Here is a 24,508-nt window from a genome sequence, read left to right on the forward strand (position 1 = left end):
CGGCACAGGGCGACGGGGCGCGGTGCCGGAGGCAGGCGACCGATCACCCGGCGCGGCGGCCCAGCTTCACCGGCAGCGCCTTGACCTGGTTGATGAAGAACGACTCGGCGTGCGGCGCCTCGCCGACGATCTCCATCTCCGGGTAGCGCTTCAGCGTCTCCTCGATCATCAGCCGCAGCTCGAGCCGGGCCAGCGCGTTGCCGAGGCAGAAGTGACGGCCACCGGCTCCGAATGCCTGGTGCTCCGGGTTGCGGGTCACGTCGAAGCGGTGCGGGTCGTCGTACTTGTCCTCGTCCCGGTTGGACGACGGGTACCACATGACGACCTTGTCGTTCTCCTTGATCAGCCGGCCGCCGATCTCGACGTCCCTGGTCGCCGTACGGCGCATCATCGAGAACGCCGGAAACATTCGCAAAGCCTCCTCGACCAAGCTCGGCACGAGCGACATGTCGTCGAGGACCAGCCGGCGCTGGTCGGGGTTTTCCATCAGCGCCTTCATCGCGCTCACGTACGTCGCCATCGTGCTGTCGTTGCCGGCACCGATCAGGAGCAGCGTGCCGTACATGATCTCCTCGGTCGAGAGCGTCTGCCCGTCGATCTCGGCGTGCACGAGGACGCTGATCAGGTCGTCGGTGGGGTTCGCACGGCGGGCGTCGATCATGTGGGTGACCTCCTGCATCAGGGTCGGCAGGAGCTCGTTGACGTAGGCGTCGATGCCGCCCGGGTTCAGGTCCGGGTCGTCACGGCCCATGTACCGCTTCATGTAGTCGGCCCACTTGACGTCCTCCTCCTCCGGGATACCGAGGAGGCGGTGGATGACCCGCGCGACGACGGGCTGGGAGACGGCGCTCACCAGGTCGCAGGTCTCCGCGGCGTCGAGGCAGTCGAGGACCGTGACGACGATCTGGCGGATCCAGTCCTCGTGCCGGCCGATCTGCTCGTTCGTGAAGCCCGCCAGGAAGAGCTGCTTGATCCGGTCGTGCTTCGGCGGGTCCATGCCGATGAACTCGGCACGCGCGAACTCGATCGGGATCTGCTGGTTGGTGATGTCGATGCCCATGCGCTCCGACGAGAAGGTTCGCCAGTCGCGGCTGACCCTGGCGATGTCGTCGGCCTTGGTCAGCGACCAGAAACCCTCCTCCTCGGGCAGGACGGGGATGCCGGGTGACCAGTGCACCGGGCACTTCGCACGCAGATCGCTGAAGATCCCGTGCGGCGGCCCGTCCTTCCACAGGTCGAAGTCCGCGAGGGTCAGGTCCTCCGGCAGTTCGTCCGCGGTCATCGGCCCTCCTTCGTCAGGGGCGGCCCGTTCGCCTGGGTCGCCCGACTGGGTCACTTGTCCCACTGGGCGAGGACGCTAGGACGCCAGGGACGGGCCACGCAGCGGCGTGAGGCGATCTGCGCCCGCCTGGGGGATGCGTCAGGGGCCGCCGTAGCGCGCCCGGAGATGTGCTGCGAGCATGACCGCGGCCTCCTCGGTGTTCCGGCGCGTCCGAGCGTCGTCCTGGTGCGAGAGCATCTGCAGGCCGAGCCCGTCCGCCAGGGCGATGACGAGGCGGACGGTCGCGTCGAGCTCCGCGGCCGTAAGCGCGGGGTCCGCCTGCCGCAGCGTCGCGGTCCACATGTCGATGAAGCTGGCGTACATCTGCACGCCGAGGCCGGTCTCCTGGCGGGCCGCCCACAGGGCGAGGTCGAACTCGGCACGAGCCTCGTCCAGGTTGCGAAGGCCCCACTCGAGGGTGCGGCTGAGCAGGTCCACCGCGACGTCGGCCACGCTCCGGCCGCGGCCGTCGATCGACGCGGTGTCCGCACGGTGCGACTCCAGAATCCGGTCGAACACGTCGAGGAGCAGACGCTCCTTGTACCGGAAGCAGTAGTGGAGGGCGGCCAGTGGCGCCTTGGCCGCCTCGGCGATCCGCCGCGTGCTGGCGCCCTCGACGCCGACCTCGGCGATCACCGCGACCGCCGCGGAGATGAACTGCTCGCGCCGCTCATCGGCCGGAATGTGTGCCATCTGACTCCTGTTCATCGCTCGGCCGGCTGGCAACCGGGGTGTCACTCGGACCGACACGATCACCATGACCGAAAAGCCCGCTCCGTTCGGCACTGGTGAGCGGGCGAGCACGCCGGCGCTCGCGGTCCCACGCGGCGTAGCCGGTCTCTGCGGTGCTGCACACCCGTCCGGTGGCCGAGCGCACAAGACCACAATGGCCGCGAAGCTCGCGCGCCAGCACGGCGTACGGCGACGTACACCCACATGGGCCAGTCCTGGCGCCGGACCGTGGGCTTGCCGAGGTGGGCCGACTGGTTGGAGCGCGCTACGGCCGAAGGTCGCGCACGCGTGGCCGACCGTCGCGGCGCTCCACCGTTGGGGGTCCCCACACCGAGGCCCAGAAAGCCCGTCGCCCCCGGCCGTCCGCTCCGTGCCGGCATCATCTTCCTCGCGTCCGCCTCGGGCTGCATGACCGGTTTCGGTGCTCATCGTCGACGGTGGCTACTCCACCCAGTGACACATCGGTCCGACCGTTCCCGACGAATCGGCCGGTGTGAGCTCGTTGCTCACACCGGCCGATTCGTTTATGCGTCCGTGTCAGGTGCCGGCCGTGGCGTCGGCCCAGGACACGCCGTTGAGGATGTCCCGCTTGCTCAACGCCAGCTGACGCGGCGCGTTGATGCACAGCGCGCCTCGGAGCCGGTCCGCGCGGCCGAACAGGGCGACCAGCGACTTGTCGTCCGCCTGGGTGATCTTCACCTGGTCCCGGCCGTCCACGTGACCGACGAACTTGACCTTGGCCTCGAACTGGTCCGACCAGAAGTACGGGACGGGCGCGAACGGCTCGTTCTCCCCGAGCAGCGTGCGCGCCGCGTGGGTGCCCTGCTCAACGGCGTTGAGCCACTGCTCGACCCGCATCATCTCCCCGAACAGCCGGTTCGGCCAGCGCACGAGGTCGCCTGCCGCGACCACGTCCGGGGCCGTCGTTCTGAGAGCCTCGTCGCACACCACGCCGTTCGCGAGCTCGATGCCGCTGCCCTCGAGCCAGTCGGTCTCCGGCTGGACCCCGACGCCGGCGACGATGAGATCGGCGGCCAGGACCGTGCCGTCGGCCAGGTGGACCCTGTTCCCACCGGAGGTGACCTCGACGCGGTCAATGCCGGTGCCGCAGTGGAGGTTCACGCCGTGACCGACGTGATGGTCCTGGAACCAGTGGCCGAGCTCCGAGCCGAGGACCCGGGTCAGCGGGACGGGAGCGATCTCCACGACCGAGACGTCCAGGCCCATCTGCCGGGCAGTCGCGGCGACCTCCAGCCCGATGAAGCCGGCCCCGATGACCACCAGGTGGCGGCCGGGCCGCAGCTGCTCGTGGAGGGTCAGTGAGTCGGCGAGTGACCTCACTTCATGGACGTCCGGCACGCCGTCGAGCATCTCCAACGGACGGGTCCGGCATCCAGTGGCGACGACGAGGCCGTCGTACGGCACTTCCCGGCCGCCTTCGAGGAACAGCATCTTGTCGGCGGCGTCGAGCCCGACCGCTGCCGCACCGAGGCAGACCTCCACGGCGTTGTCGTCGTACCAGCCGGGCTCCTTGATCAGCAGGCTGTGGTGCTCGTAGCCGTCGCGAAGTGCCTCCTTGGACAGCGGAGGCCGGTCGTACGGCAGCAAGTCTTCCGCGCTGACCAGCATGATGTTGCCCTCGTGACCCGCGTGCCGGAGCCCGTCGACGGCGTTCACCGCCGCCACCGAGCCGCCGACCACAACAATGCGGTCCACGGCGTCAGCCCTGCTCGAGCGTGATGACGCCCTCGGGGCACGAACGTACGGCGCGCTCCGCCTCCTCGAGACGGTCGTCCGAGGGGTGCGGCTCGAGGAGAATGGCCTGGCCGGACTCGTCGTCGATGTCGAAGAGGTCCGGGCACTCCATCATGCAGCAGGCACAGCCCGTGCATCCGTCGAGGTCGATCCTGAGCGTCAGCGCCATGGTGGCTCTCCTTGCGTTCTGGCCCGTGCGTTCTGCGGGTCTGCCGACAAGGCTGGAGCCGTTCGTCGTCGGCCGCCGGGCCGAGCCCCCGAAGAGTGCCCAACCGGGGGGTCTCGCAGCACGAGCCGCCGACTGGGCGGTCGTCGGCGTGCGAACTGACGGTCCGTTTCGGAACGGACGTGAACCGCACGGCTCTCGGCAACGGGCCGACCAGACCCGGCGGCGTGGTGGTCCTCGGCCCGCCCATCGACACTCGGCAGCTCACGGTCGACACGTTCGTCCTCGGCGCAAGCCTCACCTGATCACCGGCGGCCGCGACCGGCTGGCCCCGGGACAACGACCCCGCGGCCGACCTCACGCCAGGCTCTGCAGCACCTTCCGGGCAGCTCGTCGGCCCGACGCCGCGGCCACGGCCAATGAGGGATCGCCCAGGTAGTCGCCCGCGAACCAGATCGGACCGAGCGGAGCGCGCAGGGTCTGCTGCGACGCGTCGCGCTTGCCCGGCTCCCAGTAGGACACCACGCGCGGCTGCCGCTTCACGACCACGCGGTCGATCTGGCCGTCGAGCTCCGGGAACATCCCGATCAGGTCGCGGAGGAACGCGGCCTCGATCTCCTCGTCGGAGAGTTTGCCCAGCTGGTCGGCGCAGGACCCGCCGGACAGCAACACCAGGGCGCCGCCCGGCTTCCGTGGGCCCTGGGCTCTCAGCGGTGCCGCGTGGTTGAACACCATCTGGAACGACAGCTCCGGCGTCGAGATGCCGTAGTAGTCGTCCCACCGCTGCGAGCCCTGCTCCTTGGTGAAAATCCCGGCCAGGATGTAGCGGCCGTACTTGATGTCGGTCAGCGCCGAATACTGGGCGTCCGGCAGGTCGGGCATGATCGCGAGGGCCCGGTCCGCGGGAGTGGCGACGACGGCGCGGTTCGCCGTCAGCCGTGCCGGACCGGCCGCGTCGACGTACTCGACGGTCACGCTGTCGTCGGTCCAGGTGATCCGCTGCACCTCGGTGCCGAGCCGCAGCCGGTCGCCGAGGTCCTCTGCGAGCGCGTCGGTGACGGCCTGGTTGCCTCCGACCGGAAGGGCGAAGTTCGGCACCTTCGCCGCCTTTTCGAGGGCAGTGCCAATGGAGATGGCGAGCTGCCGCGCCGCGGTCTCCGCGGGGTCGCAGCCGATCCACTGGCCGGACCAGGCGTGGAACAGGGCGATCATCTCCGGGGACCGGACCCCCGCCATCAGCGCCTCGACGCCCGACCGGGAGTCCAAGCGAGCCCGGACCGCACGCGCGACCTCGGCGTTGTTCCCTGAGAGGCGGGCGCATGCGTACTTGATGCGCAGCCCGACCCGCGCCAGCTCCAGTTTGGCCGCGAGTGGCATGCGGGAGCGCAGCAGGAGCAGGGGCGCGCTGTCGGTGGTCACCATCCGGCCCTTGAGGTACAGCGCCGCCTTCCGGCCGGCGAGCGAACCGCGCTCGATCCGGTAGCGGTCCATGACGTCGAAGAGCGGACCCCCACCCTCGGTGAACTGGGTGCCGATGTTGAGCCAGTAGTCCCCGTGGCGGACCGACTCGACGCGGCCACCGGCTCTCGTCGCGGCTTCCAGGACCACGACGTCAGTCGACTCGGCTGCCAGTGTCGAACTTGCCATGAGGCCGGCGGCACCGGCACCGACGACGACGACCTCGCACTGTTGTTCGCGGATGTTCCCGTTGCTCTGCATGGGGCGATCGTGCGCGCCGGTCGGCGTCGACGGCTCGTGCACCGCGGCAAGGCGCCCGGTCGGGGGATCCCGCCGCCCCCTCCCTCTCTCCCCCAGCCGGGTGCCGCTCGGCAGGCAGCCCGGCCGCCCGGGGGCGTGGGGCGGTTTGCTGCCCTCCGGCCATCGCGCCGCCTGCTGGTACGGGCCCGTCGCGCTCCGGCCGCCGCACTGCCGATCGAGACCGGGCCACCGGCCCACTGAGGAGGAGCTCTCCGCCATGGGTGACGCCACCGTTTTCGCCGTGCTGAAGGAGCAGGCCGAGCAAGCACCGGACGCCCCCGTCCTCCTGATCGACGGCAAGGAGTGCTCGCGGGCCGAGCTGTTCGAGTCGGTCCGCGCCCTCGCGGCCGGCCTGCGGGCGCTCGGTCTCGACCGCGGTGACCGGGGCCTGATCGTCTCGGACAACAGGCTGGAGACCGTGGTCGCATGGCTGGGAGTCGACTCGGCCCGGATGATCGACGTCCCGATCAACCCGGAGGCCCGCGGCGCGTTCCTCGAGTACCTCGTCAGCGACTGCGGCCCGCGGGTGATGATCGGGCTCCCGGAGTACCTGCGTGCGGTGGCCGAGGTCGTTCCCGAGCATCCCGAGTTCGCCGTACTGATCGACCCCGACGGCGGCGACCTGCCGTTCGGGGCGAGCACCCGGCACCTCACCTTCGACGAGGTCATCGAGTTGGGCCGCGACGGCACGGTGGAGCCGCCGCTCGAGAGCGACGTCGCAACGATGATCTACACCTCCGGCACAACCGGACCTTCCAAGGGAGTGCTGCTGCCTCATGCTTACCAGGTCACCTGGGCCCGCCGCGGCTCGTCCGCCCTCGGCATGAAGCCGGGGCAGACCGTGTACACGCCCGAGCCGCTGTTCCACTCAGACGCCCGGTCGTACGTTCTCGGCGCCCTCCTCACCGGCGGCCGGGTGGCCCTCGGCAAACGATTCAGCGTGAGCCGGTTCTGGGACGAGGTGCGCGCCGCCGACGCATCGTGCTTCGGTTACCTCGGCACCATGCTGTCGATGCTGTACGCCGCCAGGCCCAGCGATGCCGATCGCGACCACCCGGCGGTGATCGGCTCCGGCGGCGGTGTGCCCGCAGCGCTCCAGAGGGACTTCGAGGAGCGCTACGGCGTCAAGCTCATCGAGATGTACGGCATGACCGAGGCGCTCTGCATCACGATGAACACGCCGGAGCGAACCCGGCCCGGCTCGGTGGGCGTGCCCACACCGGAGCTCGAGGTGCAGCTGGTCGACGCGGAGGACAAGCCGGTACCGGTCGGGGAGATCGGTGAGCTCATCGTGCGACCCCGGTCGCCGCACATCATGATGGCCGGCTACTGGAACAAGCCGGAGGCGACCGTCGCAGCCTGGCGCAACCTGTGGTTCCACACCGGCGACCGGATGCGGGCTGACGAGGACGGCTTCCTCTACTACGTCGGACGGCTCAAGGACTCGATCCGCCGGAGGGGCGAGAACGTGTCGGCGTGGGAGGTCGAGGGCGCGGCCAACAAGCACGACGACGTGCTTGTCGCTGCCGCCATCGGCGTGCCGTCGGAGCTCGGCGAGGAGGACGTCGCGATCCTCGTCGTCCCCCGGGAGGGGCGCACGATCGATCCGCCCGCGCTGCGCGACTTCCTGGCCGCCGACCTCCCCAAGCACGCCGTTCCCCGCTTCATCGAGGTGGTCGACGACCTCCCGCGGACACCCACCGAGCGGGTCAACAAGGACAAGGTGCGCTCGCGCGGCATCACCGAAGCGGCGTGGGACGGCGAGGTTCCCCGGGTGTAGACGCCGGAGCCGGACACCCCCACGCGAGCCGTACTCCCCCAACTGGGCCGATCCCGACACCGACCGCGAGGGGGCCGCGTCGCACGACCTACGTTTCGCCGCACCAGCTTTTCGCCAAGTCACACAGGAGGAGCGATGAGTTCGATCAACAACCCCGGTTTCACGGTCGCGGACATGGCGTTGTGGGTCGACGGCCCGCCGCACGAGGTCTTCGCCGAGATGCGTGGCAAGTGCCCGGTGCACCACTCGGCCGGCATCGTCGGCATGCCCGAGGCGCCCGGGTTCTGGTCGATCACGAAGGCCGACGACATCGCGAAGATCAGCCGCGACTGGAAGACGTTCTCCTCCCACCGTGAGGGGGCCGTCGACCTGACCTGGGAGGGCATGCCCGAGGACCTCAAGGAACTGTCCAAGATGGACATGATCAACCTGGACCCGCCGCGGCACGACCGGCTCAAGCAGCTCTTCCTCGCCGGCTTCACCCAGGAGCGCATCGCGGCCGAGGAGGCCAAGGTCCGTGAGGCCGTCACGAACGTGCTCGACCGCCTCGACGACCAGGAGACCTGCGACCTAGTCAATGACGTCGCCAAGCCCATCGTCGCCCGCGTCATCCACGGATTCATGGGCATCCCTGCGGAGGACGATGCCCGTTGGATCCACAACATCAGCCGCTACATCGCCCTCGACGACCCGTACTTCAACCCCGGCGGCCTCGAGGAGTGGCTCACGGTCTTCATCCCCGACCTGATCGAGCAGTGCGTGGCGCTGATCGAGGACCGCAAGGCCAATCCCGGCGACGACCTCATCAGCATCCTCGTCAACGCGGAGGTCGAGGGTGACCGGCTCACCGACGACGAGATCGTCGCGGGCATGCTGCTGCTCTTCGCCGCCGGCAACGACAGCACCATGGCGACGTACACGAGCGCCATGATCGCGCTGATGCAGAATCCCGACGAGCGTCAGAAGGTCCTCGACGACCCGTCGCTGGTGCCCAGCGCCGTCGAGGAGGCGCTCCGGATGTTCCCCGCGTTCACGTTGATGCGGCGCACGGCGACGAAGGACACCGAGGTCGGGGGGCAGACGATCAAGGAGGGCGACCAGGTCGTCCTGTTCTACCCGTCGGCGAACCGCGACGAGGACAAGTACGAGGACCCGGACCGCTTCGACGTCACCCGCAACCCCGAGCACCAGGCGTTCGGAGCCGGCGGCCGCCACTTCTGCCTCGGCAACGCGCTGGCCCGCCTCGAGCTGCGGCTGATGGTCGGGGAAACGCTCAAACGCTACCCGCAGATGGAGATCGCCGGCGACGCGCCGTTCACCGCGTCGTTCTTCGTCAACCAGCGCCAGACGCTTCCGGTCCGACTGGGCCCCCGCGCGAACTGACCTGACCCACCACCGCACAGGAAGTGGAGAACCCGTGTCAGACACCACCGCAGGAACCAAGACGTACGACGTGGCCGTGGTCGGCTGCGGACTGCTGGGCTCGGCCCTCGCCCGCAACTTCGCGGCCCAGGGCCTGAAGACCGCCGCCTGGAACCGCACACCGGCCAAGGCCAAGGCGCTCGCGGGAGACGGCGTGAGCGCACTCCACGACATCGACGAGGTCGTGCGCTCGTCGAGGCTCGTCGTGGCCGTCACGTCGACGTACGCGACCACCCGCGAGGCCATCGCGGGTGCCGCCGACTGGACCGGCACCGCCCTGGTCAACGTCGGCACCGGCACGCCCATCGAGGCGGAGGAGATGAAGGCGTGGGCCGAGGAACGCGGTGTTCCCTACCTCGACGGCGCGGTGCTCTGCTACCCACAGCAGATCGGCACCGAGGGGGGCATGGTCCTCTACTCGGGCTCCCCTGAGATCTGGGCGGAGCACGAGCGCACTCTGATGGCCCCGGGCCCCTACTCCACGCGCGTCTCCGACGACGTGAAGGCGGCGAGCGTCCTCGACGCCGCGATCATCGCCGGGTTCTACTCCGCCGCACTGAGCGCTTACGTCGAAGCCTCGACCTACGCGCTCGACCAGGGTGTCGACCCGGAGACCCTGAATGCCATCAGCGAGCTGGCGTTCCAGACCCTGGCCGCCACCACGAAGGAGGCCGTGGGCGCCATCGTGAGCGACCAGCACACGACCGACGTGGCCACGCTCGGTGTCTACGCCGCGGGGTGTCGCGCCGCCCTCGGCACCATGCAGTCGGCCGGTCACAAGGCCCGGCTGCTCACGGCCGCCGTGCAGAACCTCGCCGAGGCCGAGAAGGCCGGCCTCGGCGAACTCGGGTTCTTCGCCTCCACGAAGGTCGCCCGCGCCGACGCCTGACCCTGCGCGCCGTCGAAGCGCCGGACCCCGGATCGCGGACCCGCCCGACTGGGCGGGTCCGCGCGCAGCCCTCCGCTGCGCGCGCGGTCCGGGGCTCTGTCTTCGGCGCATGGGCAAGACACCGATCCTCGGTGCCGGGGCGACCTGAGCGGGCTGACCGCCGGCCACCGCCACCGGTCGGCACCGGACACCGAGCGGGTGGCCATCAGCCGCGAGAGCGGACTGCCCGTCCGGCTGCGCGCTTCCCGCCGGCCGAGTCGGTCCTCTGTGTCCCGTGCCCAGATCGCGAGCTGGGTCACCAAGCAGTCGGGCGACAGTCACTGACCAATCCCCCAGGTGGGCACACTGCCGGGCCTCGGGACACCCGCATCGGTCCGCTGCGAGCACGATGCGGCCATGACTTCCTCAACTTCTGAACAGAGCGCGCCGAAGAGGGTGCTCGTGACCGGCGGAGCCGGCGAGATGGGCGCGTATGCCTGCGGCGTGCTCGCCAAGGCCGACGAGATCGCCAAGGTGGTCGTCGCCGATCGCGATGAGGAGAAAGCGACCAAGCTCGCCGCCGACCTCGGCCCGAAGGCCACCCCGCTGGCCCTCGACATCTCGGACTCAGAGGCGCTGGCGAGAGCGCTGGCCGACGTCGACATCGTGCTCAACTGCGCGGGCCCGTTCTACCGCTTCGGTCGCGAGGTCCTCAGCGCCGCCATCGCGGCCGGCACCGACTACCTCGACATCTGCGACGACTGGGAGCCCACCCTGGAGATGCTCGAGCTGGACGACGCCGCGCGTGCGGCCGGCGTCACGGCCGTGATCGGCATGGGCGCCAGCCCGGGCACCAGCAACCTGCTCGCCGTCCTGGCGATGGACGAGTGCGACGCCGTCGACCGGGTCTACACGTCGTGGCGTGCCTCCGCGGCCCATTTCCCCCGACCCACCGCCGACCAGGAGTTCCCTGAGGCGACCGCTGCCATCGAGCACTGGGTGCACAACTGCACCGAGCCGATCAAGATCTGGCGCGACGGTGGCCTTGTCGACGCGCACGCCCTCGAGGAGCTGACGCTCGCCTACCCCGGGTGGGGCGAGGACGCGGTCTGGGTGTGCGGCCACCCCGAGCCGCTCACCCTTCCGAGGATCCGGCCCGAGGTACGGGAGTCGCTCAACGTGATGAGCGCCCGCCGCGGACTCATGAACGGCATCAGCGGCATCGCCAAGCGCGTCCGCGCCGGAGAGCTGAACGTCCGCCAGGCTTCCGACGAGCTCCTGCGTCAGCCGAACCTCAGCGGCAAGGCCGCCGGCCGGTCGCCGAGCCTGCCCAGCAACATCTTCGCCATCGCGGAGGGCACCAAGGACGGAACCCGCGTCCGCGTCGGCGCGCAGGCTCTGGTGCAGCCGGAGGGCAACATGGGCGAGATGACCGGGATCCCGCTGGCCGTGGCGACGCTGATGGCGGCCCGCGGCCAGGTGAGCAAGCCGGGCGTCCACGGACCCGAGGGCGCCATCGACCCGAAGATCTTCTTCAACGACCTGGCGCAGTTCGCCGACGAGCCGCCCGCGCCCGGCGTCGCGGTGTACGAGGTCGTCACGGACGTCCTCGACAGCTGACGACCCGCCGCGGAGTCGTCGCAACCACACCTGCCTCGCCCAGAAAGTGATCTCAAACATAGGTCACCTGGGTGGGATCAGGCAGCAGAACCACGCCGGTGGCCACGAGCTGCACCACCGTGACCAGCACTCGCGCGAACGTGCTCGCGCGCACGACAGAACTCAGCGGCATGAATCGGAGCGGGTGGCCTCGTGGACCAAGCAGGCGGAACTTCCCTCACCTACCTCTCGGGCAGTGGGTGGGTCGACAGGCCGACAACGCTCGAGTCGGCCCTGACCGGCGACGTGGAGTGCGACGTCGCTGTGATCGGCGGTGGGCTCGGTGGGATGGCGGCCGCGCTACGGCTCGCGGAGCTCGGCCGGGACGTCGTACTCGTCGAGGCCGACCTCTGTGGCTGGGGAGCCAGCGCCCGCAACGCCGGCTACATCACACCGACCCTCGGCAACGACCCCCGTATCCTCAACCGCTTCTACGGCGACCGGGTGCGCGCGCTCTACAAGTTCGCCGGTCATGCGGTGGACTTCACCGAGGACCTCATCACCAGGCATGGGATCGACTGCGGCTACCAGCCGACCGGCAACATCGCGGCCGCGCCGACCGCCGCCGCGTTCCGGCGCATGGTGGCGCACGGCAGGCCGGGCCGCCGATCGGTGGTGGGCGACGCCGCACAGCTCGGCATCCCGCCGACCTTCCCGGGCGGTATCCACATCAAGGTCGGCGGCATCCTGAACCCGGGGCAGCTGGCGCTCGGTGTCCGCGAGGTGGTTCGCACGTCGGCCGTGCGCGTGTTCGAACAGAGTCCGGTCACCGGCGTCGTCGACACCGGTGACTCCGTGCGGATCGAGCTGCCCGGAGGACGGATCAGGGCCCGCCAGGCGATCCTGACCACCAACGCCTTCACCAACGAGTTGCCGATCGCGCCGCGCAACCTCAGCACTCCCGTCTGGGTGACGGCGGTCGAGACCGAGCCGGTCTCCGCCGAGATGCTGGACGCCGCCGGTTGGACGAGTCGCACCCCCATGACGACGAACCATTTCGTGATGCAGAGCTTCCGGCCGACGAACCGCGGCACCATCGTCTTCACCACGCGCAGGCTGCAGACGGCCCGTCGGCCGCGGGCGGACCGAATGCCCGACCAGGCGGTGGTCGACGACCTGGTGCGTGGTTTCCGGGAGCGCTTCCCCACGTTGACCGACGTCGCCCCGGCTCGCGCTTGGGGCGGTTGGATCGGGCTCACACCGTCCAACATGGCGGTCGTAGGGCAGACAACACCCCGGGTTTACTACTCGATGGCCTGCAACGGGCACGGGCTGCCCCAAGCCCCGTACCTCGGCACCCTGCTCGCAGACCACCTCGTTGAGAAGGGCATGCACGACGACCTGGCCGCCGTCTGGCGAGAGTCACGACGGTTCGCTCCGGGCATCGTTAACCCGGTGACGCTGCGCCTGGGTTGGCTCGCCGACCGCCTGGGCGACCGAATCGGCCGCCTCCGCCGATGACGTCGGCTCCCCCGGCCGGGCACCGCTTGCAGTCGTTCGGCCCGCGTGCGTCGACGCATGCAGGAACGTGCCAGGCATCGAAGAGGCCGTGAACCACATGTTGATCCGAAGAGGAGCCTGACCACCCATGTCTGACACCAAGCCGCCCCTGGGCACTGTGATCATTGTCGGCGGCGCCGGCGCGATGGGGCGCTGGGCCGTCCGAGGGATCGCCGAACTCGGCACGGCCAAGAAGGTGCTGATCGGCGACATCGACGTGTCACGCGCCCAGCAGCTCGCCGACGAGGTCGGCGGTCCATGCGTCCCCGTGCGCCTCGACGCCACGGACCCGGCAGCGCTGCGGCAGGCGTTCGTCGAGTGCGAGGTCGTCCTCAACACCATGGGCCCGTTCTCGAAGTTCGCCAGGCCCATAGTGGAGGCCGCCATCGACTGCGGCTGCGACTACCTGGACATCGACGACGATTGGGAGTCCACGGTCGAGGCGTTCGAGTTCGACGCCCAGGCTCGTGACAAGGGCCTCCGCGTCGTGAAGGGCATCGGCGGCAGCCCGGGCATCTCCAACTTGGCGGCAGCACTGGTCGCCCGGCGGCTCGACAAGGTCACCGAGATCTTCACCGGATGGTCGATGCGTGGCGCGGTGCTGGAGGACGAGCCGGCGTACCCCTCGACCGGTGGTGCCGGGGCGGCCGTCGAGCACTGGCTGATCCAGATCAGCGGCTCGATCCGCGCCTACCGCGACGGCGCCGAGAAGGACATCGAACCCCTCACTCCCGTCGAGCTCCTGTACCCAGGCAAAGGGCAGGTCCGGGCCTATACCGTCGGGCACCCCGAGGCGATCACCCTGCCGCGCTGCTTCCCGACCGTCGTCAGCTCGACCAACCTCACGTCCGGTCCGGCGTGGGTCTTCGACCACGCGCGCAGGGTCGCGGCCGACTACGACGCCGGGCGGGTGACCCTTGCCGAGGGCGCCGGCCGCCTCGAGGACATGCCCGCTCCCCCGGCCGACGCGCCGCGGACTCGCGACCGGTTCGCCCAGGTCTGGGCCATGGCGCGCGGCGAGCGCGACGGGGAGCCGCTCGCGATCTCGGTCGAGCCGGCGTCGATGCCGCCGGGCAAGATGGGCGGCGGCACCGGCGCGGCGCTGGCGGTGGGACTCGAGCTGTTGCGCCAGGGCCGCATTACCGAGCCCGGCGTGCACGCCCCGGAGGGCGTAATCGACCCCCACGACTTCTTCTCGGTGTTCCTGGGGTTCGTCGAGCCGGCCGTCGCGTCGGTGGAGGATCTCCTGATCATCCACGAAGGGCCGGTCGGCTGATCGACGACCGCGGTGACGCCAGCGCGCGCCGATGTCACCTCGCCGCAGAGGCCCACCGCCACCGGCGGTGGGCCTCTCCCACGTCGGTCACAGTGGCGAGGAGCGCGGGGACAGCGAGCAGGGCCGCGGCTCCCGAGCCGGGCTGATCCCCCAACCGGGCGCGATGACCCTCGGGAGACCGGCGCGGCACCGTGCGGTTGGCGAACATCTGGGCATGACGATTCAGAAGATCAACCCGGACACGATCGCGCCACCGCACGGCCACACGCAGGTGATCGTCGCGACCGGCAGCAAGCACGTCTACATCTCGGGGCAGATAGCCATCGACGTCGACGAGAAGCTGCTCGGCGAAGGGGACTACGAGACGCAGGGCTACCACACGGTGAAGAACGCCTACGCGGCCATCGCTGCGTCGGGCGCCAATCCGAAGGATGTGGTTCGGATGATGGTGTACGTCGTCGATCCGACCCAGGAGAACCTCGAGAAGCTCTACGGCGGGCTGGCCAGGGCCACCTCCGAGGCCGGCGGCAGCACCACCGCCATGACCTTGATAGGCGTCGTCGGCCTGTCCACGCCCGGCGCCTTGGTCGAGGCGGACATGACCGCCATCACCGACTGATGAATGGCAGAGGCCCGGCCGTACGACACCGAAGGTCCCCTGATTCCGGCTCATGCCGAGGGAGGTGTCTGCGGCGGGGTCCTGCCAGTCCTCAGAGACCCTTCGGCCCCCACGGGGACCGCGCTTATGAAAGCCAGCCCAGCCGACCCGAGGGCGACCGGATACTGGGCGCGCCTTCTTCACGTAGGCGAGGGAGGGGACAACCACCAGTCGCGTTCTCTACGCGGCCCCATCCTGACGATGCGCACGCAGCACGTCGTGCCGCGACCCAGTGGGCGCAGGACGTCCTCGTTGATCCGGACACCGTCATCCTGGCCGTCAGCGCCTCGGATCGCCCGCGCCAACCACACCCCCGCTCGAACGAGCCACGCCCTACGAGATAGCCCTGACCTCCGCCCATGGCCAAAAGAGCTGGCACCAACTCATCAATCCGGGCTGGGAGACGAAGTACCTCCAGCACATCCGCCTGGATGGTGTCGGGCCGATTGACCTCGAAGCGGCTCCTGCCTTTCGGGAAGTCAGTGACACTCTGGGTCACGTCCGCGGGAGTGGTGTATCGACTGCCACTCGGCGATCTCTTCTTTGAGGCTATGCGGTGAGTTCCGTCGGGAGGACGGTGTCGTCGGTTTCTGACTCGATCGGGTGGAGGCGAGCCTTGGCCAGCAGGTCGAGTCCCATGTATCGGCGGCCTTCGGTCCACTCGTCGTTCTGCTCGGCCAGGACCGCGCCGACCAGGCGGATCAGGGCAGTGCGGTCGGGGAAGATGCCGACGACGTCAGTGCGGCGTCGAATCTCCTTGTTGAGTCGTTCCTGGGGATTGTTCGACCAGATCTGCCGCCAGATCTCGCGCGGGAACGCAGTGAAGGCCAGCACGTCGCCCTGGGCGGCGTCCAAGTGGGCTGCGGCCTTGGGGAACTTGGCCTCCAGGGCATCGAGGACATGCCGCATCTGGGCCTGGACGGCGTCGGCGTCGGGCTGTTCGAAGATGGTCCGCAGCAGGGTGGCCACCCAGGGCTGGGCCGACTTGGGGACCTGGCTCAGCAGTGCGCGGGCGTAGTGGGTGCGGCATCGCTGCCAGCTCGCGCCGGGCAGGGTGGCGCCGATCGCGTTGACCAGGCCCATGTGGGCGTCGGAGATGACCAGTTGGACGCCGGACAGGCCGCGTGCGATCAGGGAGCGCAGGAAGGCGAGCCAGCCGGCGCCGTCCTCGGCGGTGGCCACGTCCAGGCCGAGGATCTCGCGGTGGCCGTCGGCGTTGACGCCGACTGCGATCAGCGCGTGGACGTTGATGATGCGGCCGCCCTCGCGGACCTTCTGGGTCAGGGCATCGACCCAGACGAAGGCGTAGGGGCCGGCGTCCAGGGGCCGGTTACGGAACGCGGCGACCTGCTCGTCCAGGTGCTTGGCCATCGCGCTGACCTGGGACTTCGACAGCTGGGTGACGCCCAGGCTCTCGGCGAGCTTTTCCACTCGGCGGGTGGAGACGCCGAGCAGGTAGGCGGTGGCGACCACGCTGATGAGGGCCTGTTCGGCCCGGCGGCGACGCTCCAGCAGCCAGTGCGGGAAGTAACTGCCCTGACGCAGCTTGGGAACGGCGAGTTCGACGGTGCCCGCACGGGTGTCCCACTCGCGAGGGCGATATCCGTTGCGGTGGTTGACTCGCTCGTCGCTGACCTGCCCGTATTCAGCATTGCAGAGGGCATCGGCCTCGGCGGACATGAGCGCGTCGGCGAACGTCTTGACCATCGCGCGCAGCAGATCGGGACTCGCCGCGGCGAGGTTGTCCTCCGCGAGCGCATGCAGGGGCAGACTGTCCGGTGCGGTCATCGTGCTGATCTCCTTCGTGACTCGACATCTCGAAGATCAGCCGGTGGCCGTTCATCTATGCGGGCGTCCCCCCGACGCGGGAGCAAACCCCCGGATCAGGTCGAACCCGTACACCACTTCTCTCAATGTCATGCTCGGTAGTAGTCCCGCGGGTTCGCTCGACCACTTCGTGCCTCGTTGTCGGTGGCCAAGTCCCGTTATGCGGCCCGCGGGGCGGCCTTGCGGGCCAGCGGCAGTGGCTTGATAGGAGTGTGAGTTCGTCCGCATTGAGGGGTGCCCGTCGCCCGGCCCGTCCGTTGTGCGAGCACAGAGGAGGGGATCGATGGTCGTCTTGGGAATTGATGCCCACAAGCGCAACCACACCGCAGTCGCTGCTGATGAGCGAGGCCGTGAGCTTGGGACTCACACCACCGGCACCACCAGTTCCGATCACCTGCGTTTACTGGCCTGGGCACGGCGGTTCGGCGAGCACCGTCTGTGGGCGGTGGAAGACTGCCGACAACTCTCCCGGCGGCTGGAAGCCGATCTACTGGCAGCCGGGGAACGCATTGTCCGCGTGCCTCCCAAGCTCATGGCCAACTGCCGTAAGGCGGCCCGCACATACGGCAAGTCCGACCCCATCGATGCCTTGGCCGTCGCCCGGGCCGCGCTGCGTGAACCCGACCTACCCACAGCCCAACTGGACGGGCCCAGCAGGGAACTGCGCTTGCTGGTCGACTACCGCGAAGACCTGGTCACCGAACGCACGCGCATCATCAACCGGATGCGCTGGCATCTGCACGAACTCGACCCCGGTCTTGATCCCCCGGCTCGCAGCCTGACACATTCCCGGCAGGTCGCCGTGGTCGAGGACTTTTTGCGTGATTCCGACGGCATCGTTGCACGGCTGGCCAGGCGACTGCTGGCTCGCTGCCAGGCACTGACCGACGAGATCCGTGAGCTGGAGAAGGAGATCACCGGCAGGATCGAGACGCTGGCCCCGAACCTGCTGAAGATCCCCGGCTGCGGCACGCTCACCGCTGCGAAGATCCTGGGCGAGACCGCCGACGTCACGCGCTTCAGGTCCGAGGCCGCCTTCGCCCGACACAACGGCACCGCACCCCTGCCCGTGTGGTCGGGCAACCGCGCACGACACCGACTCAGTCGTACCGGAAACCGCCAGCTCAACACAGCCCTGCACCGCATCGCGGTCACCCAGGCCCATTACCACCCCGACGCCCGCGCTTACCTCCAGCGTCGGCAGAACGCCGGCAACACCACAACCGAAGCCATCCGCGCCCTCAAGCGTCACCTGTCCGACGTCGTCTACCGGGCCCTCCGGCGCGACGCCCGAGAATCACACAGCAACGTGATCACTCTCGCAACGGCCGCTTGACATAGGAGTAATTGGACGCAACCTTCATGGATCGCGTCCCATGAAGTGGTGTAGCCGGGCAGGGTCCCGGAACGCGCGGGTGTCTGCTCGGGGCGTGCATCCGCTGGCGTTGCGTGCTCCCTGAACAAGGGCAGGCCACCGCGCAAGTCTCCCTGGTGAACGGGCAGTTCGACCGGAGGAGCACGCGATGGCCTTGTCCCAGTCTGAGCTGATGCGGCTGCTCGAGTCACTACGTCGGGCCGATGGAGTTGAAGCAATCAGGGTGGTGTGCGAGCGCATCCTGCAGGAGCTGATCGAGGCCGAGGTCACGGAGATGATCGGTGCCGCGCCGCGTGAGCACTCCGCGACGCGCACGACCTGGCGCAATGGACACCGGGACAGGCTGCTGACCACGCAGGCCGGCGACCTCGACCTGAAGATCCCGAAGGTGCGGAGCGGGTCGTTCTTCCCGTCGCTGCTGGAACGCCGGCGGCGGATCGACCGCGCGTTGTTCGCCGTGGTGATGGAGGCATACGTGCACGGTGTCTCGACCCGCTCGGTCGACGACCTGGTCAAAGCACTGGGTGCGGACAGCGGGATCTCCAAGTCCGAGGTCTCCCGCATCTGCGGTGAGCTGGACGAGGAACTGACCGCGTTCAAGGAGCGGCCGCTGGACCACACCGTCTTCCCCTACGTCTTCCTGGACGCCACCTACTGCAAGGCGAGGGTCAACCACCGGATCGCATCGCAGGCCGTGGTCATCGCCACCGGGATCTCCGCCACCGGGCACCGCGAGATCCTCGGGCATGGGGGTCCCCCCGCTTGAGCGGAGCCGAGAGTGGGGGAGGTCGGCGACAGCGAGTCGAAGCCGTTCTGGACGAAGTTCCTGCGCTCGCTGCGGGCCCGCGGCCTGGAGAACGTCCAGCTGGTCATCTCCGACAGCCACAGCGGTCTGGTGGCCGCGATCCGCACCGTTTTCCTCGGCGCGGCCTGGCAACGCTGCCGGGTTCACTTCGTCCGGGACGTGTTCTCGGTGATCGAGAAGGGCTCCGGGGAGATGGTCGCCGCCACCATCCGCACCATCTTCGCGCAGACCACCGGCGAGCAGGTGCGCACCCAGCTGAACGTGGTCGCCGACATGCTCGGACGGCAGTTCCCGCAGGTCAAGACAATGCTGCTGGATGCGGCAACAGACATCACCGCGTTCGCGGACTTCCCGCCGGCGCACTGGAAGAAGATCTGGTCGACCAACCCGCTGGAGCGGCTGAACCGGGAGATCAAACGACGGGCCGACGTCGTCCAGGTCTTTCCCAACCCCGCCGCCCTGGACCGGCTCGCCGCCGCGGTCCTGGCCGAGCTCCACGACGAGTGGCAGGTCTTCGACCGCCGCTACCTCTCCGAAGCCTCCATGGCCGAGCTCTTCACCACCAAGCCAACCGAACCCGAACCGCAGATCACCCCACAACCGGAACCGAAACAGCTGCCGTGACTACACCACCCCGCGGGACATGACCATTCATGCTCCACCCACGCCTGGCCGGGGCGCGCCATGAGCGGCACGGATCCCTACGAACGATCGGGTGCAATCGCAAAGTAGGTGCACCATGAGAGCGTCACAGCGACACGGACCGCATGAGGCGCCGACTGCATCGTGCGCGCCAGCGTGGCCGTGAGACGTCGATGCCACACCGGAGCGCTCCGGTGTGGCATCGACGTCTCACGGCCACGCACAAGCCCCGGCGGGATAGTTCCCGACTGGGCTTCGCAGTCCGCCCGCTCTCACGCACCCGTCACGAACAGGGCGGACACTCCCGGACCACGAGGCACCGACCTGCAATTTTGTGCCTGACATGGAGTGGCTGGACGCCTCTGGACGGTCTCTACAACCTGTGCCATGTAGTACCGCGGGAACATCCCCGCTGGCATCACATCGCAAGATCCGGACCAGGGGCGGACCAACTCGGCTTCGCCGCAGGCGATTCCACCCATTGCCGCAGGTCAGAAGCGGGTGAGACCGTGTACCACCAGCAGACGAAGAACCTCCTGGTGTCGTACTCGCCGAAGAAGCTGGGCTTCTTCTAGAGGCCGCGAAAAGGGTGTCTGACCAGGGAAGGTGTACCTGGTCAGACGCCCTGCTCGGCACGCGGCCGGGTGGGTGTCGCCGCGGCAGAGCGCCGATGCTCTTCCGCGGCCGGCCGGGTTGCCCCTGACAGTCCTGTGCCAGGGGCGACCGAGGCCCTTGTGGAACTCCCGGCTCGTGTCCGAGTCGTCCCCGCGCTCAGGCCGTGTGCAGGGCCGCGTGCAGCGTGCGGGCGGCCATGGTGATGGCGGCCTCGGCAGCGTGGGTCTCACGCAGCGCGTTGAGCATCACGAAGTCGTGGATGATGCCCTGGAAGCGGACCGCGGTGACGGGCACGCCCGCCTCGCGCAGCTTGTTGGCGTAGGCCTCGCCCTCGTCGCGCAGCACGTCCGCCTCACCCGTGATGACCAGCGCCGGTGGCAGGTCCTTGAGCTGCTCGGTCGTGGCGCGCAGCGGGGAGGCGGTGATCTGGGCGCGCTCGGCCTCGTCGGTCGTGTACTGGTCCCAGAACCACTGCATGCCGTCCCGGCGCAGGAAGTAGCCGGTGGCGAACTGGTGGTACGACGGGGTGTCGAAGTTCGCGTCCGTGACCGGGTAGAACAGCACCTGCTGGACCAGCGGGACGCCGCCGCGCTCCTTGGCCATGAGCGTCAGCGCGGCCGTCATGTTGCCGCCGACCGAGTCGCCGGCCACGGCCAGCCGCGTGCCGTCCAACTCCTTGGCCGCGCCCTGCTCCACGACCCACTGGGCGACGGCGAAGTTCTGCTCGATGGCGACCGGGTAGCGGGCCTCGGGCGACAGGTCGTACTCGGGGAAGACGACCGCGGCGTTCGCGCCGACGGCGAGTTCGCGCACCAGGCGGTCGTGCGTGTGGGCGTTGCCGAAGACCCAGCCCGCGCCGTGGATGTAGAGGATCACCGGCAGGGTGCCCTCGGCGCCCGCGGGGCGGACGATGCGAGCCCGGACGGTGCCGGTCGGACCGCCGGAGACGGTGATCCACTCCTCGTCGACCGCCGGCTTGTCGATCTCGCCGGACTGCACCTCGTCGACCGCCTTGCGGCCCTCCGCCGGAGGCAGGTCGAAGAGGTAGGGCGGGTTGGCGGTCGCCTGGGCGAACTCGGCTGCCGCGGGTTCCAGCACCGGGTCGACCGGCGCGAGGGCGTCAGACATGCGCGTCTCCTGGAATTCGTAGGGTGTGGCGGTCGTTTCCGGGAATGGATCCGGATCGTCGTGCTGGGCACTCCGGCGCCGCTGCACCGCACGGTAGACGCCCTGCATGCGCGGTGGTTGCCCGCAGGCGCACGTCCGATGTCCCCACAGCGCACGACATCGCGGGCCGGACGGACGGGCGCCGGACCAGCGGTCCCGTGCCGGGCTTCACCGCCGTTCCCGCCGCCGCGCCGGCCGCGGCTCCCGCCGCCGTTCCCGCCACGGATCCCGTGCGCTGTGGGCAACGTTCCAGTGCGCTGGCAGGACACACGGGGGCGTCCACCGCGCCTAGCGTGACGGCGCGGCGGTCATGGTTCGCCCATGCATTCGACAGATGCGACAGCGAGCAGCCAACCGTCACCGCACATTCCGTCCGTCGCGTTCGCACGCGGCGGCCATCGAAGTCGCCCATCCCGGAAGGGGTCCTGCACACGTGTCTCCAATGCCGGTCGGCGGACTGGTCCCCCAGGCCACCGACGATGCCGCAGAACTCGTCGTCCGCAACGCGAGAATCCACACGGGAGACCCGGACCACCCGCGGGCCGAGGCGCTCGCCGTCAAGAACGGTGTCATCACCGTCGTCGGTGCCGACAAGGACGTGGCTGCGCAGGTCGGAGCCGCGACGAAGGTGGTGGACGCGCTCGGCCGCCGGATGGTCCCCGGGCTCAACGACGCGCATCTGCACGTCATCCGCGGCGGGCTCAACTACGTACTGGAACTGCGCTGGGACGGTGTCCGCACGCTGCGCCAGGGCCTGGCCATGCTGCGGGATCAGGCCGCGCGCACTCCCAAGGGCCAGTGGGTGCGGGTGGTGGGAGGCTGGTCGGCCGAGCAGTTCGCCGAACGACGGCTGCCGACCGTCGCGGAACTGAACGCCGCCGCCCCCGACACCCCGGTGTTCGTCCTGCACCTGTACCAGTCCGCGGTCCTGAACCGGGCGGCGGTGAAGGCCGCCGGGTTCCACAGGGACACGCCCGATCCCCGGGGCGGACAGATCGTCCGCGGCCGGGACGGGGAACCGACGGGCATGCTGCTCGCGGCGCCCGGCGCCCTCATCCTCTACTCGACCCTGGCCAAGGCGCCGGTTCTGGAGGAGGCGGACCAGAGGGTCTCGACCCGGCACTTCCTGCGCGAACTGAACCGGTTCGGGCTGACTTCGGCGATCGACGCCGCCGGCGGGTTCCAGAACTTCCCCGACAACTACAGCACCGTCATCGAGCTGGCGAAGGCCGGCCAGTTGTCGCTGCGCATCGCCTATCACCTCTTCCCGCAGACCGCGGGCCAGGAGATAGCCGACCTCACCCGCTGGATCGACATGGTCCGTCCCGAGGACGGGGACGCGTGGCTGCGGCTCAACGGCGCGGGTGAGAACCTCACCTGGGCGGCGGCGGACTTCGAGAACTTCAACCAGCCGCGTCCGGAACTCGGCGGCTACGAAGGGGAGTTCGAGAAGGCCGTCCGTCTCCTCATGGAGAACGGCTGGGGATTCAGGCTGCACGCCACCTACGACGAGACCATCCGCCGGGACCTCGCGGTCTTCGAGAAGCTCGCCGCCGAGGGGCTCTTCCCGGCCGGGAACCGGTGGTTGTTCGACCACGCCGAAACCGTGACACCGGAGAGCCTCGACCGCGTCGCCGCGCTCGGCGGTGCCATGTCCGTCCAGAACCGGCTGTCGTTCCAGGGCGAGGCGTTCCTGCGCCGCTACGGCCCGGGCAGGGCCGCCGACGCCCCGCCCATCCAGGAGATGCTGCGGCGCGGGCTGACCGTTGCGGCCGGCACGGACGCCACCCGGGTGTCCACCTACAACCCCTGGGTGGCCCTGCACTGGCTGGTGAGCGGCCGCAGCGTCGGCGACCTCGTGCTCCGGCCGCCGGCCAACCGGGTCGACCGGGAGACGGCCCTGCGGATGTTCACCCGGGCCGGTGCCGAGCTGACCGGCGAGCAGGACGTCAAGGGCGTTCTGCGGCCCGGGTGTTACGCGGACCTCGCCGTGCTGTCCGAGGACTACTTCACCGTCCCCGAGCCGGAGATCGCGCACATCGAGTCACTGCTCACGGTCACCGGCGGCCGGATCGTCTACGCCGCCGGCGAGTACGAGGGCCTCGACGAGGAACTGCCGCCCGTGAGCCCCGACTGGAGCCCGGTCGCGCACTTCGGCGGCTACCAGGTGCCTGGGCCGCACCTCGCGGGCGTGCGCCAGGCGGAGTCCCTCGGCGAGGCCGTCGCCGAGTCGCAGCAGCACCGCGAGTGGCGCGTGCGGCGCGGCCTGTTCCCGGACGCCGCCGGCACGCCCTTCGATCCCTGCTTCGCCCTCTAGCCCTCCTCCCCCTCCTCGCTCTCCTCGCTCTCCTCGCTCTCCCGGAAGGGGCCGGGCCACGAGCCGCCCCTGCCGGGAAACCACCCGACGAACCGTCCACCGGGCGGTTTCCCACCCGACGCGGACGCCTGTCCGCGCCGTTACTGATGGAAAGGCACCCTCAGATGACCGACATCGCCGAGGTCACCGCGTCCCCCAGCCCCGACCTGCTGACGCCCGACAACTGTGCGGTCCTGTTCGTGGACCACCAGCCGCAGATGTTCTTCGGCACGGGCAGCGGTGACCGCACCGCGATCATCAACTCCACCCTGGGCCTGGCCAAGGCCGCCAAGGTGTTCGATGTGCCGGTCGTGCTGAGCACCGTGGCAGCGGAGTCCTTCTCCGGCCCGATCATGCCGCAGCTCGCGGACGTCTTCCCCGACCACAAGATCATCGACCGCACCACGATGAACGCCTGGGAGGACGCGGCGTTCGTCGAGGCCGTCAAGGCGACCGGCCGCAGAAAGCTCGTCATAGCCGGTCTGTGGACCGAGGTCTGCGTCGTCCTGCCCACGCTCTCCGCCCTCGCCCAGGGTTACGAGGTCTACGTGGTCACCGACGCGTCCGGCGGCGTCAGCCCGCAGGCGCACGAGCACGCCGTGCAGCGCATGATCCAGGCCGGCGCCGTCCCGGTGACCTGGGTGCAGGTCCTGCTGGAGTTCCAGCGTGACTGGGCCCGCACCGAGACGTACGTACCGGTGACGGAGGTCGTCAAGGAACACGGCGGTGCCTACGGCCTCGGTCTGGTCTACGCGCAGGCCGTGATCGGCGCCCACGCCGCCGGCTGATCCCCCGCGTCAGCGAGACAGGCGAAGGTCAGGAACAG

18 protein-coding genes and 1 pseudogene are annotated in these 24,508 nt (G+C 69.5%); 12 read left to right on the plus strand and 7 right to left on the minus strand.

Annotated features, from left to right (window positions below; all coding sequences use genetic code 11):
• Positions 1-43: 43 nt before the first annotated feature.
• From GQF42_RS08095 to GQF42_RS08110, 4 genes are all read right to left on the minus strand, one after another.
• Positions 44-1,282 (minus strand): cytochrome P450, encoded by a 1,239-nt coding sequence (locus tag GQF42_RS08095; RefSeq protein WP_158918966.1) that lies wholly within the window; start codon positions 1,280-1,282, stop codon positions 44-46.
• A gap of 138 nt (positions 1,283-1,420) precedes the next feature.
• Positions 1,421-2,014 (minus strand): TetR/AcrR family transcriptional regulator, encoded by a 594-nt coding sequence (locus tag GQF42_RS44845; protein WP_199272608.1) that lies wholly within the window; start codon positions 2,012-2,014, stop codon positions 1,421-1,423.
• 576 nt (positions 2,015-2,590) lie between these two features.
• Positions 2,591-3,769, minus strand: coding sequence for an NAD(P)/FAD-dependent oxidoreductase (locus GQF42_RS08105; RefSeq protein WP_158918967.1), 1,179 nt, complete (start codon positions 3,767-3,769; stop codon positions 2,591-2,593).
• 4 nt (positions 3,770-3,773) lie between these two features.
• Entirely contained in the window at positions 3,774-3,977 is a 204-nt protein-coding gene (locus GQF42_RS08110; protein ID WP_158918968.1) for a ferredoxin, read from the minus strand.
• A gap of 179 nt (positions 3,978-4,156) precedes the next feature.
• On the opposite strand from GQF42_RS08110, the gene GQF42_RS46910 reads away from it, so the two are divergent.
• On the plus strand, positions 4,157-4,279 hold the full coding sequence (locus GQF42_RS46910) for a hypothetical protein (protein WP_267906134.1): 123 nt from the start codon (positions 4,157-4,159) through the stop codon (positions 4,277-4,279).
• Positions 4,280-4,331: 52 nt separating this feature from the next.
• Here the strand turns inward: GQF42_RS46910 and GQF42_RS08115 are convergent, their stop codons facing one another.
• Positions 4,332-5,693 (minus strand): flavin monoamine oxidase family protein, encoded by a 1,362-nt coding sequence (locus GQF42_RS08115; RefSeq protein WP_158918969.1) that lies wholly within the window; start codon positions 5,691-5,693, stop codon positions 4,332-4,334.
• A 256-nt stretch (positions 5,694-5,949) separates the two neighbouring features.
• Here GQF42_RS08115 and GQF42_RS08120 point away from each other — a divergent pair, with 256 nt between their 5' ends.
• The 7 genes from GQF42_RS08120 (at position 5,950) to GQF42_RS08150 (ending at position 14,856) form a co-directional block, all read left to right on the plus strand.
• On the plus strand, positions 5,950-7,512 hold the full coding sequence (locus tag GQF42_RS08120; protein ID WP_158918970.1) for an AMP-binding protein: 1,563 nt from the start codon (positions 5,950-5,952) through the stop codon (positions 7,510-7,512).
• A 135-nt stretch (positions 7,513-7,647) separates the two neighbouring features.
• Positions 7,648-8,895: a cytochrome P450 gene (locus GQF42_RS08125; RefSeq protein WP_158918971.1), complete on the plus strand. Its 1,248-nt coding sequence runs from the start codon at positions 7,648-7,650 to the stop codon at positions 8,893-8,895.
• A gap of 34 nt (positions 8,896-8,929) precedes the next feature.
• The gene (locus tag GQF42_RS08130) at positions 8,930-9,823 is read left to right on the plus strand and encodes an NAD(P)-binding domain-containing protein (RefSeq protein ID WP_158918972.1); all 894 of its coding nucleotides are present in this window, start codon (positions 8,930-8,932) and stop codon (positions 9,821-9,823) included.
• 396 nt (positions 9,824-10,219) lie between these two features.
• Positions 10,220-11,422, plus strand: coding sequence for a saccharopine dehydrogenase family protein (locus GQF42_RS08135; protein ID WP_158918973.1), 1,203 nt, complete (start codon positions 10,220-10,222; stop codon positions 11,420-11,422).
• 192 nt (positions 11,423-11,614) lie between these two features.
• On the plus strand, positions 11,615-12,922 hold the full coding sequence (locus tag GQF42_RS08140) for an NAD(P)/FAD-dependent oxidoreductase (protein WP_158918974.1): 1,308 nt from the start codon (positions 11,615-11,617) through the stop codon (positions 12,920-12,922).
• A 127-nt stretch (positions 12,923-13,049) separates the two neighbouring features.
• Complete coding sequence (locus GQF42_RS08145; RefSeq protein ID WP_158918975.1) at positions 13,050-14,237, plus strand: saccharopine dehydrogenase family protein; 1,188 nt, start codon at positions 13,050-13,052, stop codon at positions 14,235-14,237.
• Between the two features lie 214 nt (positions 14,238-14,451).
• Positions 14,452-14,856, plus strand: coding sequence for a RidA family protein (locus GQF42_RS08150; protein WP_158918976.1), 405 nt, complete (start codon positions 14,452-14,454; stop codon positions 14,854-14,856).
• Positions 14,857-15,444: 588 nt separating this feature from the next.
• On the opposite strand, the gene GQF42_RS08155 is transcribed toward GQF42_RS08150, so the two are convergent.
• The gene (locus tag GQF42_RS08155; protein WP_158918977.1) at positions 15,445-16,683 is read right to left on the minus strand and encodes an IS256 family transposase; all 1,239 of its coding nucleotides are present in this window, start codon (positions 16,681-16,683) and stop codon (positions 15,445-15,447) included.
• Between the two features lie 322 nt (positions 16,684-17,005).
• On the opposite strand from GQF42_RS08155, the gene GQF42_RS08160 reads away from it, so the two are divergent.
• Positions 17,006-18,058 (plus strand): IS110 family RNA-guided transposase, encoded by a 1,053-nt coding sequence (locus GQF42_RS08160; RefSeq protein WP_158916606.1) that lies wholly within the window; start codon positions 17,006-17,008, stop codon positions 18,056-18,058.
• Positions 18,059-18,245: 187 nt separating this feature from the next.
• Positions 18,246-19,526, plus strand: a pseudogene (locus tag GQF42_RS08165) (IS256 family transposase).
• A gap of 789 nt (positions 19,527-20,315) precedes the next feature.
• On the opposite strand, the gene GQF42_RS08170 reads toward GQF42_RS08165, so the two are convergent.
• The gene (locus GQF42_RS08170; protein WP_158918978.1) at positions 20,316-21,287 is read right to left on the minus strand and encodes an alpha/beta hydrolase; all 972 of its coding nucleotides are present in this window, start codon (positions 21,285-21,287) and stop codon (positions 20,316-20,318) included.
• A 481-nt stretch (positions 21,288-21,768) separates the two neighbouring features.
• Between GQF42_RS08170 and GQF42_RS08175 the strand changes: the two genes are divergently transcribed.
• Complete coding sequence (locus GQF42_RS08175; RefSeq protein ID WP_233273755.1) at positions 21,769-23,643, plus strand: amidohydrolase; 1,875 nt, start codon at positions 21,769-21,771, stop codon at positions 23,641-23,643.
• 164 nt (positions 23,644-23,807) lie between these two features.
• A complete protein-coding gene (locus GQF42_RS08180; protein ID WP_158918980.1) occupies positions 23,808-24,470 on the plus strand; it encodes a hydrolase in 663 nt (220 codons plus the stop codon).
• The last annotated feature ends 38 nt before the right edge of the window (positions 24,471-24,508 follow it).

Origin of the sequence: Streptomyces broussonetiae, from assembly GCF_009796285.1 — a bacterium.
Taxonomy (GTDB): Bacteria; Actinomycetota; Actinomycetes; order Streptomycetales; family Streptomycetaceae; genus Streptomyces; species Streptomyces broussonetiae.

Excerpts from the sequence above, each read along its gene's own strand:
- GQF42_RS08110 (WP_158918968.1), bottom strand. The coding sequence starts at position 3,977 with ATGGCGCTGACGCTCAGGATCGACCTCGACGGATGCACGGGCTGTGCC.
- GQF42_RS08170 (WP_158918978.1), bottom strand. The coding sequence starts at position 21,287 with ATGTCTGACGCCCTCGCGCCGGTCGACCCGGTGCTGGAACCCGCGGCA.
- GQF42_RS08180 (WP_158918980.1), top strand. The coding sequence starts at position 23,808 with ATGACCGACATCGCCGAGGTCACCGCGTCCCCCAGCCCCGACCTGCTG.
- GQF42_RS08175 (WP_233273755.1), top strand. The coding sequence starts at position 21,769 with ATGCCGGTCGGCGGACTGGTCCCCCAGGCCACCGACGATGCCGCAGAA.
- GQF42_RS08145 (WP_158918975.1), top strand. The coding sequence starts at position 13,050 with ATGTCTGACACCAAGCCGCCCCTGGGCACTGTGATCATTGTCGGCGGC.
- GQF42_RS08155 (WP_158918977.1), bottom strand. The coding sequence starts at position 16,683 with ATGACCGCACCGGACAGTCTGCCCCTGCATGCGCTCGCGGAGGACAAC.
- GQF42_RS08135 (WP_158918973.1), top strand. The coding sequence starts at position 10,220 with ATGACTTCCTCAACTTCTGAACAGAGCGCGCCGAAGAGGGTGCTCGTG.
- GQF42_RS08120 (WP_158918970.1), top strand. The coding sequence starts at position 5,950 with ATGGGTGACGCCACCGTTTTCGCCGTGCTGAAGGAGCAGGCCGAGCAA.
- GQF42_RS08095 (WP_158918966.1), bottom strand. The coding sequence starts at position 1,282 with ATGACCGCGGACGAACTGCCGGAGGACCTGACCCTCGCGGACTTCGAC.
- GQF42_RS08150 (WP_158918976.1), top strand. The coding sequence starts at position 14,452 with ATGACGATTCAGAAGATCAACCCGGACACGATCGCGCCACCGCACGGC.
- GQF42_RS08160 (WP_158916606.1), top strand. The coding sequence starts at position 17,006 with ATGGTCGTCTTGGGAATTGATGCCCACAAGCGCAACCACACCGCAGTC.
- GQF42_RS08115 (WP_158918969.1), bottom strand. The coding sequence starts at position 5,693 with ATGCAGAGCAACGGGAACATCCGCGAACAACAGTGCGAGGTCGTCGTC.
- GQF42_RS44845 (WP_199272608.1), bottom strand. The coding sequence starts at position 2,014 with ATGGCACACATTCCGGCCGATGAGCGGCGCGAGCAGTTCATCTCCGCG.
- GQF42_RS08125 (WP_158918971.1), top strand. The coding sequence starts at position 7,648 with ATGAGTTCGATCAACAACCCCGGTTTCACGGTCGCGGACATGGCGTTG.